At 65.0% G+C, this 14553-nt stretch carries 17 protein-coding genes; 3 read left to right on the forward strand and 14 right to left on the reverse strand.

Annotated elements, in window-relative coordinates; translation table 11 throughout:
- Window positions 1-13: 13 nt before the first annotated feature.
- The 12 genes from mnhG to NDN16_RS11760 form a co-directional block, all read right to left on the reverse strand.
- Window positions 14-433 (reverse strand): monovalent cation/H(+) antiporter subunit G, encoded by a 420-nt coding sequence (gene mnhG / locus NDN16_RS11705; RefSeq protein ID WP_251113762.1) that lies wholly within the window; start codon window positions 431-433, stop codon window positions 14-16.
- A complete protein-coding gene (locus NDN16_RS11710) occupies window positions 433-714 on the reverse strand; it encodes a monovalent cation/H+ antiporter complex subunit F (RefSeq protein WP_251113763.1) in 282 nt (93 codons plus the stop codon). Before NDN16_RS11710 ends, mnhG begins: the two co-directional genes overlap by 1 nt.
- Complete coding sequence (locus NDN16_RS11715; RefSeq protein WP_285292622.1) at window positions 711-1052, reverse strand: Na+/H+ antiporter subunit E; 342 nt, start codon at window positions 1050-1052, stop codon at window positions 711-713. Before NDN16_RS11715 ends, NDN16_RS11710 begins: the two co-directional genes overlap by 4 nt.
- A complete protein-coding gene (locus NDN16_RS11720) occupies window positions 1052-2557 on the reverse strand; it encodes a Na+/H+ antiporter subunit D (protein ID WP_251113764.1) in 1506 nt (501 codons plus the stop codon). Before NDN16_RS11720 ends, NDN16_RS11715 begins: the two co-directional genes overlap by 1 nt.
- The gene (locus NDN16_RS11725) at window positions 2554-2937 is read right to left on the reverse strand and encodes a sodium:proton antiporter (RefSeq protein ID WP_251113765.1); all 384 of its coding nucleotides are present in this window, start codon (window positions 2935-2937) and stop codon (window positions 2554-2556) included. The genes NDN16_RS11720 and NDN16_RS11725 overlap by 4 nt, the downstream gene beginning before the upstream one ends.
- The gene (locus NDN16_RS11730; RefSeq protein ID WP_251113766.1) at window positions 2934-3341 is read right to left on the reverse strand and encodes an MnhB domain-containing protein; all 408 of its coding nucleotides are present in this window, start codon (window positions 3339-3341) and stop codon (window positions 2934-2936) included. Before NDN16_RS11730 ends, NDN16_RS11725 begins: the two co-directional genes overlap by 4 nt.
- Window positions 3338-5653 carry a hydrogen gas-evolving membrane-bound hydrogenase subunit E gene (gene mbhE / locus NDN16_RS11735; protein WP_251113767.1) on the reverse strand — a complete coding sequence of 772 codons (2316 nt, stop codon included), beginning with the start codon at window positions 5651-5653 and terminating at the stop codon, window positions 3338-3340. The genes NDN16_RS11730 and mbhE overlap by 4 nt, the downstream gene beginning before the upstream one ends.
- A gap of 125 nt (window positions 5654-5778) precedes the next feature.
- Complete coding sequence (locus NDN16_RS11740; protein ID WP_251113768.1) at window positions 5779-7194, reverse strand: alanine/glycine:cation symporter family protein; 1416 nt, start codon at window positions 7192-7194, stop codon at window positions 5779-5781.
- A 63-nt stretch (window positions 7195-7257) separates the two neighbouring features.
- A complete protein-coding gene (locus tag NDN16_RS11745; protein WP_251113769.1) occupies window positions 7258-8223 on the reverse strand; it encodes an ArsA family ATPase in 966 nt (321 codons plus the stop codon).
- Window positions 8214-8474 (reverse strand): cory-CC-star protein, encoded by a 261-nt coding sequence (locus NDN16_RS11750; RefSeq protein ID WP_251113770.1) that lies wholly within the window; start codon window positions 8472-8474, stop codon window positions 8214-8216. The genes NDN16_RS11745 and NDN16_RS11750 overlap by 10 nt, the downstream gene beginning before the upstream one ends.
- Window positions 8471-10147, reverse strand: a complete 1677-nt coding sequence (locus NDN16_RS11755; RefSeq protein WP_251113771.1) for a carbon starvation CstA family protein — start codon at window positions 10145-10147, stop codon at window positions 8471-8473. The genes NDN16_RS11750 and NDN16_RS11755 overlap by 4 nt, the downstream gene beginning before the upstream one ends.
- 177 nt (window positions 10148-10324) lie before the next feature.
- The gene (locus tag NDN16_RS11760) at window positions 10325-11404 is read right to left on the reverse strand and encodes a catalase family protein (RefSeq protein ID WP_251113772.1); all 1080 of its coding nucleotides are present in this window, start codon (window positions 11402-11404) and stop codon (window positions 10325-10327) included.
- A 138-nt stretch (window positions 11405-11542) separates the two neighbouring features.
- Between NDN16_RS11760 and NDN16_RS11765 the strand changes: the two genes are divergently transcribed.
- The 3 genes from NDN16_RS11765 to NDN16_RS11775 are packed head-to-tail and all read left to right on the forward strand — an operon-like array spanning window position 11543 to window position 13709.
- Window positions 11543-12178: a CDP-alcohol phosphatidyltransferase family protein gene (locus NDN16_RS11765; RefSeq protein WP_251113773.1), complete on the forward strand. Its 636-nt coding sequence runs from the start codon at window positions 11543-11545 to the stop codon at window positions 12176-12178.
- Entirely contained in the window at window positions 12175-12771 is a 597-nt protein-coding gene (locus NDN16_RS11770; protein ID WP_251113774.1) for a lysophospholipid acyltransferase family protein, read from the forward strand. Before NDN16_RS11765 ends, NDN16_RS11770 begins: the two co-directional genes overlap by 4 nt.
- Window positions 12771-13709: a phosphatidate cytidylyltransferase gene (locus NDN16_RS11775; RefSeq protein ID WP_251113775.1), complete on the forward strand. Its 939-nt coding sequence runs from the start codon at window positions 12771-12773 to the stop codon at window positions 13707-13709. Before NDN16_RS11770 ends, NDN16_RS11775 begins: the two co-directional genes overlap by 1 nt.
- Here the strand turns inward: NDN16_RS11775 and NDN16_RS11780 are convergent.
- Both NDN16_RS11780 and NDN16_RS11785 read right to left on the reverse strand, forming a co-directional pair.
- A complete protein-coding gene (locus NDN16_RS11780) occupies window positions 13687-14217 on the reverse strand; it encodes a type II toxin-antitoxin system YhaV family toxin (protein ID WP_251113776.1) in 531 nt (176 codons plus the stop codon). The genes NDN16_RS11775 and NDN16_RS11780 overlap by 23 nt on opposite strands.
- Entirely contained in the window at window positions 14217-14537 is a 321-nt protein-coding gene (locus NDN16_RS11785; protein WP_251113777.1) for a type II toxin-antitoxin system PrlF family antitoxin, read from the reverse strand. The genes NDN16_RS11780 and NDN16_RS11785 overlap by 1 nt, the downstream gene beginning before the upstream one ends.
- Window positions 14538-14553: the final 16 nt, after the last annotated feature.

Raw genomic sequence — 14553 nt, forward strand, 5'->3', positions numbered from 1 at the left:
TCGCAGAGTTTGGTTAGCGCTCCACGCTTCTTGAATTCACGTTTACTTGATCGTCCAATGTCCCCCGGGCGATCCGCTCCTCCAGCGGAAGGTCCTGACGGTCCAGTACGCCCTTGAGCGCATCCTCTCCGACAAGCCCCTCGATGCTGCCGCCGGACATATAGGCCGCCCGGCCCAGAAGATGCCCGGCCACCGGCACGGTCAGGAGAAGGAAGGCGATGACGAACAGGCCGATGAGCGTCGGGCCCAGGCCCTGCATGGAACACATGACGCCGAGGACGGTGAAGATGGCGCCCACGGTGCCGGCTTTCGTGGCCGCATGCATGCGCTGGAACGGATCGCGGAAGCGGATCAACCCGAGCGCCGCCGCAAAGACGAAGGCGACGCCGACCAGTTTGAGGATGACGGCGAGGAGGAGGAGCACGGTTTCCATCAGCGCCTCCGCTCCAGGAATGCGGCGAAGGCGCATGTCGCCACGAAAGAGATCAGCGCAACACCCACCGCCACGTCGAGGAACTCGCGCCGGCCGGACAGGCTGGCGGTCAGGGCGGCTATCGCGATGGCGATGCCCGTCAGCATGTCGACGGCGATGAACCGATCGGCAAAACCCGGTCCGCGCGCCATACGCCAGAACGTCATCGCCAGCGGCACGACGAGGGCGGCGATCAGGACGCCGTCCAGAATGCCGAGGATCTGGTCGAGCTGTTCGATCATGGCTCCATTTTCCGTATCCGGTCCTCGAAGGTCGAGACTATTCCCCTGACGACGCTTTCCGGATCGGGCGCGTCGAGAGCGTGGACATAGATCCATTTTCGATCGTCGCTGACATGCAGCGAGCAGGTGCCGGGCGTGAGGGTGATCATGTTGGCGAGCGTGGCGATGCCGAGATCCGTCTTCAACGTGACCGGAACCGCCACGATGGCCGAGCGCGTTTCCGGGGCGCGGGCGAAGGCGGCGCGCGCGACGGCCCAGGACGAGGTTACCAGCTCGCGGAAGAAGACCGCCAGGAGCACCGCTCCGGCGCCGGTTCGGGAGACCATGGAATTCGCCATCAGTCGAGCCTCGTCCCCATCACCGTTTCGATATAGTGCGTCGGATCGGCCAGTTGTTGCGCGGCGGCCTGGGCATAGGCCACGAAGGGCTGGGCGAACAGGCCAATGGCGACCGTCAGGGCGGCAAGGAGCGTGATGGCCGCGTAGAAGGCCGGCGGAATGGGGCGCTTGCGCCCGTGCCATTCCGGCGCCGGCTTCCAGAAGCCTTCGGCCCATATCTTGCTCATCGAGTACAGCGTCAGCAAACCGACGAAGAGCGCCAGTCCGGCGAGCCACCAGCCGCCGGCGCCGAAGGTGGCGTCGATGACCATGAACTTTGCCCAGAAGCCGGACAGGGGCGGGATGCCGCCCAGCGACAGCGCCGGTATCAGGAACAGAACGGCCAGCAGCGGGTGGGCCCTGAGGAGGCCGCCGCCCTTGCGCAGGTCGAAGCTGCCGGACCCGCGGTGGATCGCCCCCGCAATCAGGAACAGGTTGGCCTTAACGATGATGTGGTGGACGGTGTAGAAGATGCCGCCGGCAAGCGCCGCCGGGGTGGCGAGCGCCAGCCCCAGCAGCATGTAGCCGATCTGGCTGACGATGTGGAACGACAGGATGCGCCGCACGTCCCACTGCACGGCCGCTCCGAATACGCCGAACAGCATGGTGCCGGCCGCGATGACGGCCATGATCGGCGCAAGGCCCGACGTTTCCATCGGCAGGATCAGCGTGAAAACGCGGAAGCAGGCATAGACGCCGACCTTGGTGAGCAGGCCGGCGAAGATCGCCGCCACTGTCACGGACGCCGTATGGTAGGAGGCCGGAAGCCAGAAGAAGAGCGGGAAATAGCCCGCCTTGATGCCGAAGCCGCAGAACAGGAGGACGCCGACGATGACGAGCGTCAGAGAAGGCTCCTGGTCCCGCAGGCGCAGGGCTATGTCGGCCATGTTGAGCGAGCCCGCGACCCCATAGAGCATTCCGACGGCCATCAGGAACAGCAGCGTCGAGAACAGGTTGAGCACCGCGTATTTGAACACGCCGTCCAGTTGGGCCCGCGTGCGGCCGATGGCGAGAAGGCCCATCGCGGTGATGAGCATGATCTCGAACCAGACATAGAGGTTGAAGATGTCGCCGGTCAGGAATGCGCCGTTGACGCCTGCCAGCATGCCGTGGAACAGCGGATGGAAGCCGGCGCGCTCCTCCCGCTGGCGGATGTCGGCCGTGCCGAAGATCATCGTGGCCAGCGCCATCAGTCCGGTGATGGCGGCCATGGCCGCCGCGAGCCTGTCGGCGACGAAGGTGATGCCGAAGGGAGCGGCCCAGGCGCCGAACTGCACGGCGACGACACCCTCGGCGTCGACCCGCCGAAGAAGATACAGCCCGGCGGCGAATGTCAGCAGCGTGCCGACGCACGAAATGACCTTCTGGGCTGTCCTGAAGTTCCACAACAGGGCCGCAAGCGCGGCCGTGGCGATGGGCGCCAGGACCGGCCACAGAACGGCATTTGCGATGAACCAGCCGCTCACGCCTTGTCGCCCTTGCTGGTGAAGGGGTTGCCGAGGCGCTCGGCATCGGTGAGGTCGTCGGTATCGACCGTCCCGTTGGAGCGAAGAAGCTGCAGCGCCAGCGCCGAGGCGAAGGCCGTCAGGGCGAATCCGATGACGATCGCCGTCAGGATCAGCGCCTGCGGCAGCGGGTTGGCGGCGTCGAGCCCCAGTTCGGATACATCGGCCGGCATGACGGGCGGCAGGTTGCTGGCGATACGCCCGCTATACAGGATCACGAGGTTGACCGCCGCCGACAGGATGGCGACGCCGATGATGATGCGGATGACGTGGCGAGACAAAAGCATGTAGACCCCGCAGCCTGCCAGCGCCGAGATCGCCAGCGCGAAGATGAGGTTCATGCTTCGGTTTCCTCATAGAAGCGCAGCACCATGGCCATGATGCCGCCGATCACGACGAGATAGACGCCGATATCGAAGATCAGCGCCGTACCGGCGTGGAAACTGCCGATATGGAGCCACCAATGCGTGAGATAGGATTGGTCGGTGAAAAGGCCGGGCAACCCGCTGGCGATGGCCATGACGAGGCCGCAGCCCGTCAGGGCGATCGGATGGAAATGCAGGGCCTGGCGCGCCGACGTCGCACCGTTGGCCAGCGCCAGGACCGCGAAGCCCGAGGCCGCGACCAGCCCGCCGACAAAACCGCCGCCGGGAAAATTGTGCCCCCTGTAGAGGATGAACAGCGAAACGCCGAACATGATGGTGAAGATGATGCGCGAGAGCGCCGACAGAATAAGCGAATTCATGCGGCACGCCCTCCGTTGCGCCCGGCGCGGATACGCAGCATGCCCCATACGCCGGCGGCGGCGAAGCAGATGACGGCGATCTCGCCCATCGTGTCCAGCGCCCGGAAGTCCACCAGGATCACATTGACGACGTTGCGGCCGTAGGCCTGCGCATAGGAGGTCTGTCCGTAGAACTCCGACAGGGTCATGTCCAGCGGTACGCCCGTCATGGCGATGAGGCCGCAGAAGACGAGGCCGGCGAAGGCGATGGAAAGGACCGCGTCCCAGCGGCGCTCGGCGATGGTGCGCGACGCCGCCGTGCGGACGGGCATGCGCAGCAGGAGCGCTGTCAGGATAAGCACGACCAGCACCTCGACGGAGAACTGGGTGAGCGCGAGGTCGGGCGCGCCGTTCATCAGGAAGATCAACGCCGAGCCGAAGCCGATCATCCCCATGGACACGACGGAAGCCATCAGCGAGCGGACCTTGGCGGCGATGATGCCGCCGGCCACCATCAGCGCCAGGACGGCGGCCGGGGCAAGGCGGAAACCGTCCAGCGACAGGTCTGGCCGTGCGGGCGGGGCAACGAAAGCGAGCGTGCCGGCGGCAATGGCAAGAACAGCGGCCACGACGATCGCGGTATAGCGATGCTGGTCGCCATTCTGGAGGATGCGTGTGGAAGCACCGGCCAGCGTCAGCGTTCCGTCGAAGAGGCGGTTATAGCCGGCATCGCCCAGCAGGTTCGCCAGGAAGCGGCTGCGACCGATCGTGCGCAACGAAAGGGGCCAGGCCAGGAACAGGACGATTCCCAGGGCGACGACGGCCAGGCTGAGCATCAGCATGGGCGTGAACCCATGCCAAAGGTAGAGTGAGAAGGTGACGGGCGTGCCTGCGATCGCGCTGGCCGCGGCGTTGGTCAGCGGCGCGGCCATACCCGGAAACAATCCGAAGAACAGGCCGGCGGCGCCAAGCAGGAGCGGGCCGGCGACGAGGCCGGGCGACTCCCGATGATGGATCTTGGACGGGGTGTCGGGACCCATGAAGAACGGGCGCAGGGCCGCCGTCAGGCCGATCATGACGAAGGCTGCGTTGCCCGCCACCACGGCTGCCAGGAGCACCGCTCCGGCGCCATCGTCCAGCATCGCCTCGAAGATCGTTTCCTTGGCGATGAAGGCGAAGAGCGGCGGCAGGCCGGCCATGGCCAGAGCCGCGAGCACGCACGCGGTTGCCGTCAGCGGCAGCCCGCGGCCAAGACGATGCATGGCCATCACGTCGGGCTGGTGCGTGGCGTGGATGGCGGTGCCGGCACAGAAGAACAGGGCCGCCTTGTACAGCGCATGGGCCAGGATGAAGCCGACGACGGCGACGCTGGCGACCTCTCCGCCAAGACCGATCAGCATGACCAGGAGACCCAGGGAGCCGACTGTGGATTGAGCGAGGATCGCCTTGAAGCCGCCCTGCATCAGGGCCCGCAGGCCGGCGACGAGAAGCGTCAGCGCCCCGAAGAACACGAGCAGGGGGCCGAAGGCCGGCATGGACGACATCGGCGCGTCCAGCCGGGCCAGCAGATAGACGCCCAGCTTCACCATGGTGGCCGAATGCAGGAAGGCGGAAGCCGGTGTCGGCGCGGCCATGGCATTCGGCAGCCAGAAGTGGAACGGGAATTGCGCGGACTTGGTGAAGGCGCCGATCAGCACCAGCACCAGAATGGCCGGAGCCAGCGGCGAGGCCGCCAGCTCGGGCCCGCGTGCGGCAATCTCCGACAGCGACCACGTATCCAGTGTCAGCCCGATCAGGAGGATGCCGCCGAACAGGGCCAGGCCGCCGCCGGCCGTGACGATGAGAGACTGCAGCGCCGCCTTGCGGGCGTCCTTCTTGCTCGAGTCGAAGCCGATGATGAGGTAGGAGAAAAGGCTCGTCAGCTCCCAGAAGACATAGAGGCCGATGAGATTGTCCGACCAGACGGTGCCCAGCATCGCGCCCATGAACAGAAGGATGAGGCCGATGAAGCTGGCGCGGCGCGTGGCCGGCGCGTCGCCGAAATAGGCGTTGGCATACAGGACGACCAGCGTCCCGATACCGGTGACAAGCAGGGTGAACAGCAACGAGAAGCCGTCCAGCCTGAATGTCAGGGCGACATCGAGCGACGGAACCCATGGGATCGTCTCCACCACCTCGAAACCGTTGCCGATGCCGGGCAGGTATGTGGCGAACCATGCGAACAGGGCAAACGGGACGAGGGCAGCCATCGCGCCAAGGCGCGCGCCCGTCAGCCGGAGGAACCAGAAGCTTGCGCCAGAAACAACGAACAGCAGAGTTAAGCTTATGGCCACGTGTGGACAGTTCCCGGATTCATTGCGTTGCGGGATAGCGGGCACAAGCGCGCCGCGTCAACGCACTCACGAAGAATCTATGCTTTCGTCAAACTCGGATGCGGACGATCGAGCCGGTACGAGCCTTATTTCGACCAGATGTCGCTGTCGATCCGACCTTGCAACTCGGGATAGTCATCCGCGACGAAGACGGGCGATTTCCCGGCCGCCCGCTGGCGGAAGTAGTCGCGCGTCAGTTTGGCGACCGTGCCGGACAGAAGCATGATCGCGATGAGGTTGATGGTCGCCATCAGGCCCATCGACGCGTCGGCCGCATTGAAGACGGTGGCGACGCTTTCATAGGCGCCCCATACGACCATGGCCAGAACAGCGAGGCGCAGGATCGTCATCGGCACCTTGCTATCGGCCCGCAGGAAGGTCATCGCGTTTTCGGCGTAGGCGAAATTGCCGATGATCGAGGTGAAGGCGAAGAAGAAGATCGCGACGGCGATGAAATACAGGCCGAAGGCGCCGAACTGGTCCTGCAGGGCACTTTGCGTCAGCGTGGCGCCCTCGATCTCGCCGCCGAACTGATACACGTCGGACAGCAGGATCATGATGGCGGTACAGGTGCAGATGACGATGGTGTCGATGAAGACACCGAGGGCCTGCACGAATCCCTGCGATGAAGGATGGTGCGGCTGGGGCGTCGCCACCGCCGCGATGTTGGGCGCCGAGCCCATGCCCGCCTCGTTCGAGAACAGACCGCGCTTCACGCCGTTCAGCATGGCCGCGAGAACGCCGCCGGTAATGCCGCCCGCCGCTTCCTGCAGGCCGAACGCGTGCCCGAAGATCAGCGCGATGACGCCCGGCACTTCGGAAATGTTCAGGATGACGACGACGATGGCGAGCAACAGGTACAGGCCCGCCATGACGGGCACGACCACCTGCGCGACACGGGCGATCTGCCGGATGCCGCCGAAGATGACGATGCCGGCCAGGATTGCGACGGCGACGCCGACCCACAGCTTGTCGAAGCCAAATGCGCCCTCCATGGCGTCGGCGATGGAATTTGCCTGTACGGCATTGAAGACGAGGCCGAAGGACAGGATCAGGAAGACGCAAAAGAGGCTGCCCGCCCAGCGGGCCCCGAGCCCGCGGGCGATATAGAAGGCGGGTCCGCCGCGATACTGCCCTTCGGAGTTCTCGACCTTGTAGAGCTGGGCCAGCGTCGATTCCGCGTAGGCCGTGGCCATGCCGAGGAGCGCCACGATCCACATCCAGAAGATGGCGCCCGGACCCCCGAGCGACAGGGCTACCGCGACACCGGCGATGTTGCCGGTGCCGACGCGCGAGGCAAGCGAGATGGTCAGCGCCTGGAAGGGGCTGATGCCATGCCTGTCCGTTTCCTCCGACTTCGCGATGACGCGGAACAATTCCGGAAAATGGCGAATCTGCAGGAAGCCCAGACGAACGGTGAAGTAGATGCCGACCGCCAGCAGGCCATAGACGAGAACGTAATTCCACAAAACGCCGTTCACGGCATCGATCAACGCGGTCACCTGAGCATCTCCCCGATAGATTCCCCACATTGGGAATTGTGGCGGAAATGCGCAAAGTCCAGTCTACGGGCGGGCCACCTCGCGGCGGAAAAACGACAGAAGCGCATCGGCGCCGACGATCTCCGACGCCAGCATCGGCAGACGGCTAAGGAGGCGCTGGCCGGCTGCTTCTTCCATCTGCTCGACATAAGGGCGTTCGCTGGCCCGGCGCGCCGCGATGAAGGGTTCGGCCCCGGACGGGGCGAGGCGGTTCAGGATGAAGCCTGCAACGGGGATGCCGGCGCGTCGCAGGCGCTCGTCGAGTTGCAGGCTTTCGAGGACGGGCAGCCGCTCCGCCGCCAGGACGATCAGAAACGCCGTCAGCGCGCGGTCGGTCAGGGCCTTGCGCATGGCCATGAACATGTCGCGACGGCGAACGAGGACACGGCGGATCGTCTGCTCCCGCGTTTCGCCATCCTCGTCGACGGCATCGGCCCGGAATTGGCCGAGCGCCTGCCGGAACCGGTCCGCACGGTCTCTGCGGCCGAGCAACCCCTCGGTCCATGCGGCCATCTGCTCCGGCAGCTCAAGGAGGCGCGAGGTGTGGCCCGAGGGCGCCGTATCGAAAATCACCACGTCATGGGTTGCCAGGCCTGTCTGCACGATCTCGGCCATCTTCTCCAGCAAGGCCGCTTCCGCCATCCCCGGCGCGTCGCGCGCCAGTTCCAGGTGGCGGCGCATCGGCTCTCGCAAACGTTCGGGCAGGAGAGGGCGGAGTGTTTCCGCGACCGATGCCAGATGGGCGTCCACCGTCTCGCCGGGATCGATCTCCAGCCCGTCCAGCCCGGCCGCAAGGCGAACCGGCCGGGGGCCGACGTCGCGCCGCCATATATGCCCGAGATTGTGCGCCGGGTCGGTCGACGCAAGCAGCACGCGGCGGCCGTCATCGGCAAAGCCTGCGGCGAGCGCCGAGGCCAGTGTGGTCTTTCCGACGCCGCCCTTGCCCCCCAGGAAGATGAGTCTGCGGCCTGCCAGCGCCGTCAGCAGCATCGGAGCCCATCGAGCGGAGAACGTGGCAGCCCCATGCGACGGTGCCAGTCGTGATAGCGGTCCAGTATTTCGGGAAGCAACTCCAAAGTGTAGTAGGTCGCCGGGTTCGGCACACCGAGCGCCTCGCTCATGGCCAGCATCATGAAGAGGTCTTCTTCTTCGCGCGCGGCGCGCGCGAAGGTGCGACGGTAAGGTGCGACATAAAATTCCCGCAGGCCCTCGGAGACGGCGGAAAAGAAGGTTCGCTTCATTCCGCCGCCTGCGCCGCCTGGGCTTCCCGCTCCCGCTTCATCGCTATGACCGCCTCGAAGGTAACGAACATCGCCGCAGCCAGGACCGCGAGGTTGAGCGTGACCAGCAGCCATTGCCCGTTGGCGACGAAGGTGCCGAGCTGGATGAAGAGCGCGAAGATGGACACGGTCAAAAGGAAGACCAGGGGAATCAGGACATAGATCACCGGGCGCCGGAGCCGCATCAACATGACCGCAATGATGGACAGGGTCAGCCCTGCCAGAAGCTGGTTCGTGGTGCCGAAGAGGGGCCATATCAGCATCCCGCCGGCACCGCCCGAACCTGCGCCGAAGGCGAGGGCCAGACAGCAGGCGAGGGCGATGAGCGTCGCCCCGGTGCCGCTTTTCAGCGGCGCGGCATTGGTGATCTCCCCGACTTCCTGGACGACGTAGCGCTGCAGGCGCAGCCCGGTATCCATCGTCGTGCCGGCAAACAGGGCCGCCATGACGGTCAGGATCGTGGCCGAAATGCCGACGTCCAGCCCTAGGCCGTTGGACAGGATGTTTGCGCCGCCCTCCACGAAGGCATTCACGCCGCCGGCGGAGAACTGGGTGTAGACGCCCTTCCATGCTTCCAGCGAGGCGAAGCCGGCGGTGGCGCAGACGATGGCGGCCAGGGCCAGCATCCCTTCCCCTACGGCGCCGAAATAGCCGACGAAGCGGGCGTCGGTTTCCTTGTCCAACTGCTTGGACGAGGTGCCGGACGAAACGAGGCCGTGGAACCCGGACACGGCGCCGCAGGCGATGGTGACGAAGAGCAGAGGAATGAAGCTCGGGGTGCCCGGCGGAACGTCGGTGTTGAATGCGGGCACCACGATGCTCGGTCCCGCCAGGACCGTCGCGCCGTAGAGCAGGATCAGGCCGACGAAGAGTTGCAGACCGTTGATGTAATCGCGTGGCTGGAGCAGCACCCATACCGGCAGCAACGAGGCGATCCCGGCATAGACGAAGAGCAGGAGGATCCATTGCGTCGTCGGGTTCATTCCGAAGACGCTGTCTGGGAGGCTGATGGGCACGGCCTGACCGACCCAGATGAGCGCATAAAGCACGATGACGCCGATGACCGAGGGCCACAACAGCCCGACATGGTGCCGGTAGATCAGTTGGCCGATGGCGAGCGCCACGGCGATCGCGCCCCAGATCGGGATGACCGATGTCGGGAAGTTGACGAGCAGCCCCGCAATCACCACGGCGAAGACGGCATTGACCATCAGCAGCAGCAGGAAGATGACCAGCATGAACACGTTGCGTGCCCGCGTGCCGAGCACGTTGGCGGTCAACGCGCCGATCGACTGACCCTTGTTGCGCACGCTGGCCCACAGGGCGCCGAAATCATGCACCCCGGCAAAGAAGATCGTGCCCAGCACGACCCAGGCGAAGGCTGGAGCCCAGCCCCAGATAACGGCGATGGCCGGCCCGACGATGGGCGCTGCCCCTGCCACGGACGTGAAATGGTGGCCCCACAGGACGAACCGATTGGTGGGTACGTAATCGACGCCGTCCTTCATGGAATGGGCTGGCGTCACGTAATTCGGATCGAGAGCGTAGATCTTCTCGGCGATGAATTTCGAATAGACGAAATAGCCGATGGCAAAGCACACCAGGCCGATCACGATCAATAATGTCGCGCTCAAGAAACCCTCCCTCGATCAAGGGCTCAGGCCCGGCATGCTTTGGCCGGTACCTGAATCCCTTTCGCTAGGTCTGTTTCAGAATTTCAGCAGGGGCAATGCGTTTGACGGAAATCTCAAGCGATTGTGAAATGGCGTTGACCGCGACCTGCGATCGTTTCGACGACGCGGCAGGGGGCGTTACCGCGCGGCGGGCTCATGGATGGGGCAACGATTATACTTTGCCCGGAAGGCCGACGAGTGCCTGTAGGCATCGCGCCTGGCCCGGTTTATATTGCCGAGGGGGCGGTGCGCCGACAGCCCGGTCCAGACGCTGAACCGCATCTCGCCGTCTACCGCCTTCACCTTGTCGTCGGACCAGCTATCCTGCGGGCCGGCTTCGATGCGCGCGACGGTGACGAACGGGGCCTCGTCTTCGGCCCAGGCCGTCGTGGGATCCTCGACGGGCTGCCTGTCGAGGTCGCGGCAAAGCTGAACTCGAAATTCCCATACCGGGGCGCGCGTCTTCATTTCGGCCTGCACCGTCTCGCGGATGCCGTCGGGGCGACCGTCGGTATCGACGATATTGCCTTTCAGCGCCAGGAGGTCGTCGGATACGGGCGCAAGGCTGAACTTGGCGATGTAGTCGCCGTAGCGAAACGGCGTCACGCTGTAATACGTCTCGCCGAGTGGATCGACATTCGGCGCTCCACCCAGCGAATTGATGGCGGCGCTTTCCACCCCTACCGACTTCAACGCGGCGCTGACGCCGCGCAGGATCGTGGACAGCGTCTTCTTGGTGCCGTCCAGCCGGTCGGTCGTCAGGGCAAGACCTTTCAGGCTCCGCAGGAACTGGTCGGCCGTCTTTGCCTGGAAAACCTTGCCGTTCACCATGACGAAATCCTGGGTTTGTCCTTCGGCTTCCGGCAGGCGGTCGCCGGCCACGCCGACGACTTTCATCGCCAGGCCGCGCGGCAGCGAGATCGCGTCGTCGAGGATGTCGCCGGCATTGGTGGAAAGCCTCAGGAAGACATCATACGCACCCGGCGTCGCGAAGAGGCCCTGGGCAAGCTCCGGCGGCAATCCCTCCGGAACGGTCATCCGCCCCTCTATGATGCCATGCGCCTTGGCGTGCACCGCACGCACGGCATGCCCGTAGTCCGTCGCGGTCGTCTCCAGGACATGGTCGAACGTCCTGTTGATCGCCGCAACCGTGTCGTCCTCGTCGGGACGGATCTGCTCGACATCGTCGCTGTAGGGAACGGGCGGAGAAAGTGTCATGAACGCCTCCTGTCTGACATGGTTCTAAACAGGGCCCCAGACGCATTCGTTCCGGCCGCAAGGTGAAACCCAAGGTGTCAATCGGTGGCAGAATCACGATAGTGTCAGGCCATGATTCTTGTGGGGGGGACGATACGGATGGTTGAGGAAACCGGCGACAGGCGGCCGCTGGCCTCGCGGCAGACGGCGTGGGCCGGTTCCCTTGCGCGCCTTCTCCTGAAAACGCCGATAACCCCCAACACGATCTCCGTTGCCGGAGTAGGATTTGCGCTGGCGGGCGGCTTCGCCCTGTCTGCCGCGCCGCTTCATGGGTGGTTGTTCCTGCTGGCCGCGCTGATGGTGCAGTTGCGCCTTCTCTGCAATCTCATGGATGGGATGGTCGCGGTGGAGGGGGGGAGGCACTCTCCCTCCGGCGCCCTCTACAACGAGGCTCCGGACAGGCTGGAGGATGCTGCGTTCCTGATCGGTTGCGGTTACGCCGCGCTGATGCCCGAACTCGGCTATCTTGCGGCGCTGGGCGCGGTGGGTACCGCCTATATCCGGGCCTTCGGAGCCTCGCTCGGGTTCGGGCAGGATTATCGCGGGCCCATGGCCAAGCAGCATCGGATGGCCGCGCTGACGGCCGGATGCGTCATCGGGTTTTTCGAGATCAGCTTCCTTGGTACTCTCTACGCGATCCAGATCGCACTGGTGGTCATCCTGTTCGGCACGGCCGTCACCTGCATCCGGCGGCTGCACCGCATATCGGCGCTGCTGCACGAGCGGCCTCGATGATCGGAGCACTGGTCGTCGGGCTGGCGCGCTTTCTGGTGGGCGGGCGGCCGGAATGGGCAGGCTCCCTGCCATCGGGCCGCTCGCGCATTTATTTCGCCAACCATGGCAGCCATCTCGATACGGTGCTTCTCTGGGCGGCGATCCCGGAACATTACAGGCCGCGCACCCATCCTGTCGCGGCGGCGGATTACTGGGGGCGCAATCGCCTGACGCGCTTCGTCTCGCTCGGCGTCCTCGGCTCCGTGCTGGTGGACAGGCGCGGCGGCGCCGACGTACTCGCGCCGCTGGAGGCGGAGCTTGCCAAAGGCGACTCCCTGATCCTTTTCCCGGAGGGAACGCGCGGCGCGGAACGCCTGCCCGGTCCGTTCAAGAGCGGCCTGTACAGGCTGGCGCAGGCCTATCCGCAAGCGGAGCTCGTACCCGTCTATCTGGAAAACCTGTCCCGTGCATTTCCGCGCGGGGCATTCCTGCCGGTTCCGATCTCCTGCCGGGTGCGCTTCGGCGTGCCGCTGGAGCGGATCGGGGGCGAAGACAAGGACGCGTTCCTCGCGCGTGCACGCGGCGCGGTCGTGGCGCTGGCGGAGGACCGGTGATGGACAGGACGCTTCTGTGGTTGCTGCTCGGCCTCGTCATCCTCCTTTCGGTGGCGACGGGGGTCGGGCGGCTGCTCGCGCGGCGCGCCAGCGAACCAAGCGCCATCGCCACGATGGATAATCTGAACAAGCGTATCCGCGCCTGGTGGTCGATGGTCGCCGTGCTGGCGATCGCCTTCTTCTTCGGCAAGGCGGTCACGCTGGTGCTGTTTGCGCTGACGTCTTTCTATTGCCTGCGCGAGTTCATCTCCCTGACGCCGACGCGGCCGGCCGACCATGCGGCGCTGGCGGCGGCCTTCTACGTTTTCCTGCCGCTGCAATACATCCTGATCGGTATCGACTGGCAGACGCTCTTTACCATCGCCATTCCGGTCTACGCCTTTCTCGCCCTGCCGGCGCTGGCCGTTCTGAGGCACGAGACGGACGGCTTTTTGGAGCGCAGCGCCAAGGTGCAATGGGCGCTGATGCTGACCGTCTATTGCATCAGCCATGCGCCGGCATTGCTGCTTCTGAAGATACCGGGGTTCGAGGGGCGCAACGTGCTGCTGCTGTTCTTCCTGATCTTCGTGGTGCAGGCGAGCGACGTTCTGCAATACGTGTTCGGCAAGCTGTTCGGCCGCCATCGGATCGCGCCGGTCGTCAGCCCCAACAAGACGTGGGAAGGCTTCGTCGGCGGCGGCGCGACCGCCACTCTTCTGGGCGCCGGCCTGTGGTGGGCGACGCCGTTCGCCCCGCTGCAGGCGGCGGGGCTGGCCCTGGCCATCGTATTGGCCGGCTTCTGCGGCGGGCTGGTATTATCGGCCGTCAAGCGGTCGATGGGCGCGAAGGACTGGGGCACGATGATTTCGGGCCATGGCGGAGCATTGGACCGGATGGACTCCGTCACCTACGCCGCGCCGCTGTTTTTCCATCTCGTCAACTTCTACTTCGTGCCGTAAGGCCGGCCGCAGCGTCTACGGAAGAAGAGAGGCGATGCGATGCTTGGCGTGCGGCGGCGAGCAGGGTCGGGAAATCATCGGGCGGCATGCCGTCCGCCAGCATGGAGCGGAAGACGGCGTAGGCATCTACACGGCTGCCATAGCTGCGCAACGTTTCGTCGTCGTTGACCCACCCCAGTACGATGATGCGGGCGGTGCTGTCGAAGCGATAGAACAGCCTAAATTGTTGAAAGAATTTTGCGCGAAACCAATGCCTTCGTGACGGTCCCAAAGTGTCGCCCTGCCGGAAACGAGCTCCGCCGGGATCGTCGGGAATGTCCTGCGTCATCAGCTTCAGGATCGCAGCCAGACGTTTCGAACAGTTCTTTCGCTCGTATCCGAAGGGCTGCCGCGCCTTGGACGCGGAAACCTCTTCCAGCAGAAGTTCGAGCTGCTCGATGAAGACGGGGTGTGCGAAGATGGACCAGCCATTGACGATCAACGGTCGTCGATCAGAGGCGGAGCTCATTATTCGTCTTCGGCAGGCAGCGGCTCATCCAGGTCGATCTCGACGTGGCCGACAAGCGACTTCATCCTGTCGAGTAATCCGCCATCCAGAGCCACTATATGCTCCGGATGTGCCTCCATATCGCGCTGGATAAGATCAAGGAAGGCGCGCATGGCCGGGTCGCATTCGTCATCCCGCGCCGCTTCGATGTAGATGCGGCCGCCTGCATCGGCCCGGTAGCGGATGCGGTCGCCCTTGCGGAGGCGCAGTTGCCGGCGCACTCCGCTCGGAACGGTCGTCTGGTACCGGTCGGTCAGCCTGGACTCTTCCTGCAAGCTCATGACATCAATCCCGACA

It is taken from the genome of Aureimonas altamirensis (assembly GCF_023702225.1).
GTDB classification, from domain to species: domain Bacteria; phylum Pseudomonadota; class Alphaproteobacteria; order Rhizobiales; family Rhizobiaceae; genus Aureimonas; species Aureimonas altamirensis_B.

Coding starts and splice junctions, on each gene's coding strand:
- mnhG (WP_251113762.1), bottom strand. CDS start 433: ATGGAAACCGTGCTCCTCCTCCTCGCCGTCATCCTCAAACTGGTCGGC.
- NDN16_RS11710 (WP_251113763.1), bottom strand. CDS start 714: ATGATCGAACAGCTCGACCAGATCCTCGGCATTCTGGACGGCGTCCTG.
- NDN16_RS11715 (WP_285292622.1), bottom strand. CDS start 1,052: ATGGCGAATTCCATGGTCTCCCGAACCGGCGCCGGAGCGGTGCTCCTG.
- NDN16_RS11725 (WP_251113765.1), bottom strand. CDS start 2,937: ATGAACCTCATCTTCGCGCTGGCGATCTCGGCGCTGGCAGGCTGCGGG.
- NDN16_RS11730 (WP_251113766.1), bottom strand. CDS start 3,341: ATGAATTCGCTTATTCTGTCGGCGCTCTCGCGCATCATCTTCACCATC.
- NDN16_RS11745 (WP_251113769.1), bottom strand. CDS start 8,223: ATGCTGCTGACGGCGCTGGCAGGCCGCAGACTCATCTTCCTGGGGGGC.
- NDN16_RS11750 (WP_251113770.1), bottom strand. CDS start 8,474: ATGAAGCGAACCTTCTTTTCCGCCGTCTCCGAGGGCCTGCGGGAATTT.
- NDN16_RS11760 (WP_251113772.1), bottom strand. CDS start 11,404: ATGACACTTTCTCCGCCCGTTCCCTACAGCGACGATGTCGAGCAGATC.
- NDN16_RS11765 (WP_251113773.1), top strand. CDS start 11,543: ATGGTTGAGGAAACCGGCGACAGGCGGCCGCTGGCCTCGCGGCAGACG.
- NDN16_RS11770 (WP_251113774.1), top strand. CDS start 12,175: ATGATCGGAGCACTGGTCGTCGGGCTGGCGCGCTTTCTGGTGGGCGGG.
- NDN16_RS11775 (WP_251113775.1), top strand. CDS start 12,771: ATGGACAGGACGCTTCTGTGGTTGCTGCTCGGCCTCGTCATCCTCCTT.
- NDN16_RS11780 (WP_251113776.1), bottom strand. CDS start 14,217: ATGAGCTCCGCCTCTGATCGACGACCGTTGATCGTCAATGGCTGGTCC.
- NDN16_RS11785 (WP_251113777.1), bottom strand. CDS start 14,537: ATGAGCTTGCAGGAAGAGTCCAGGCTGACCGACCGGTACCAGACGACC.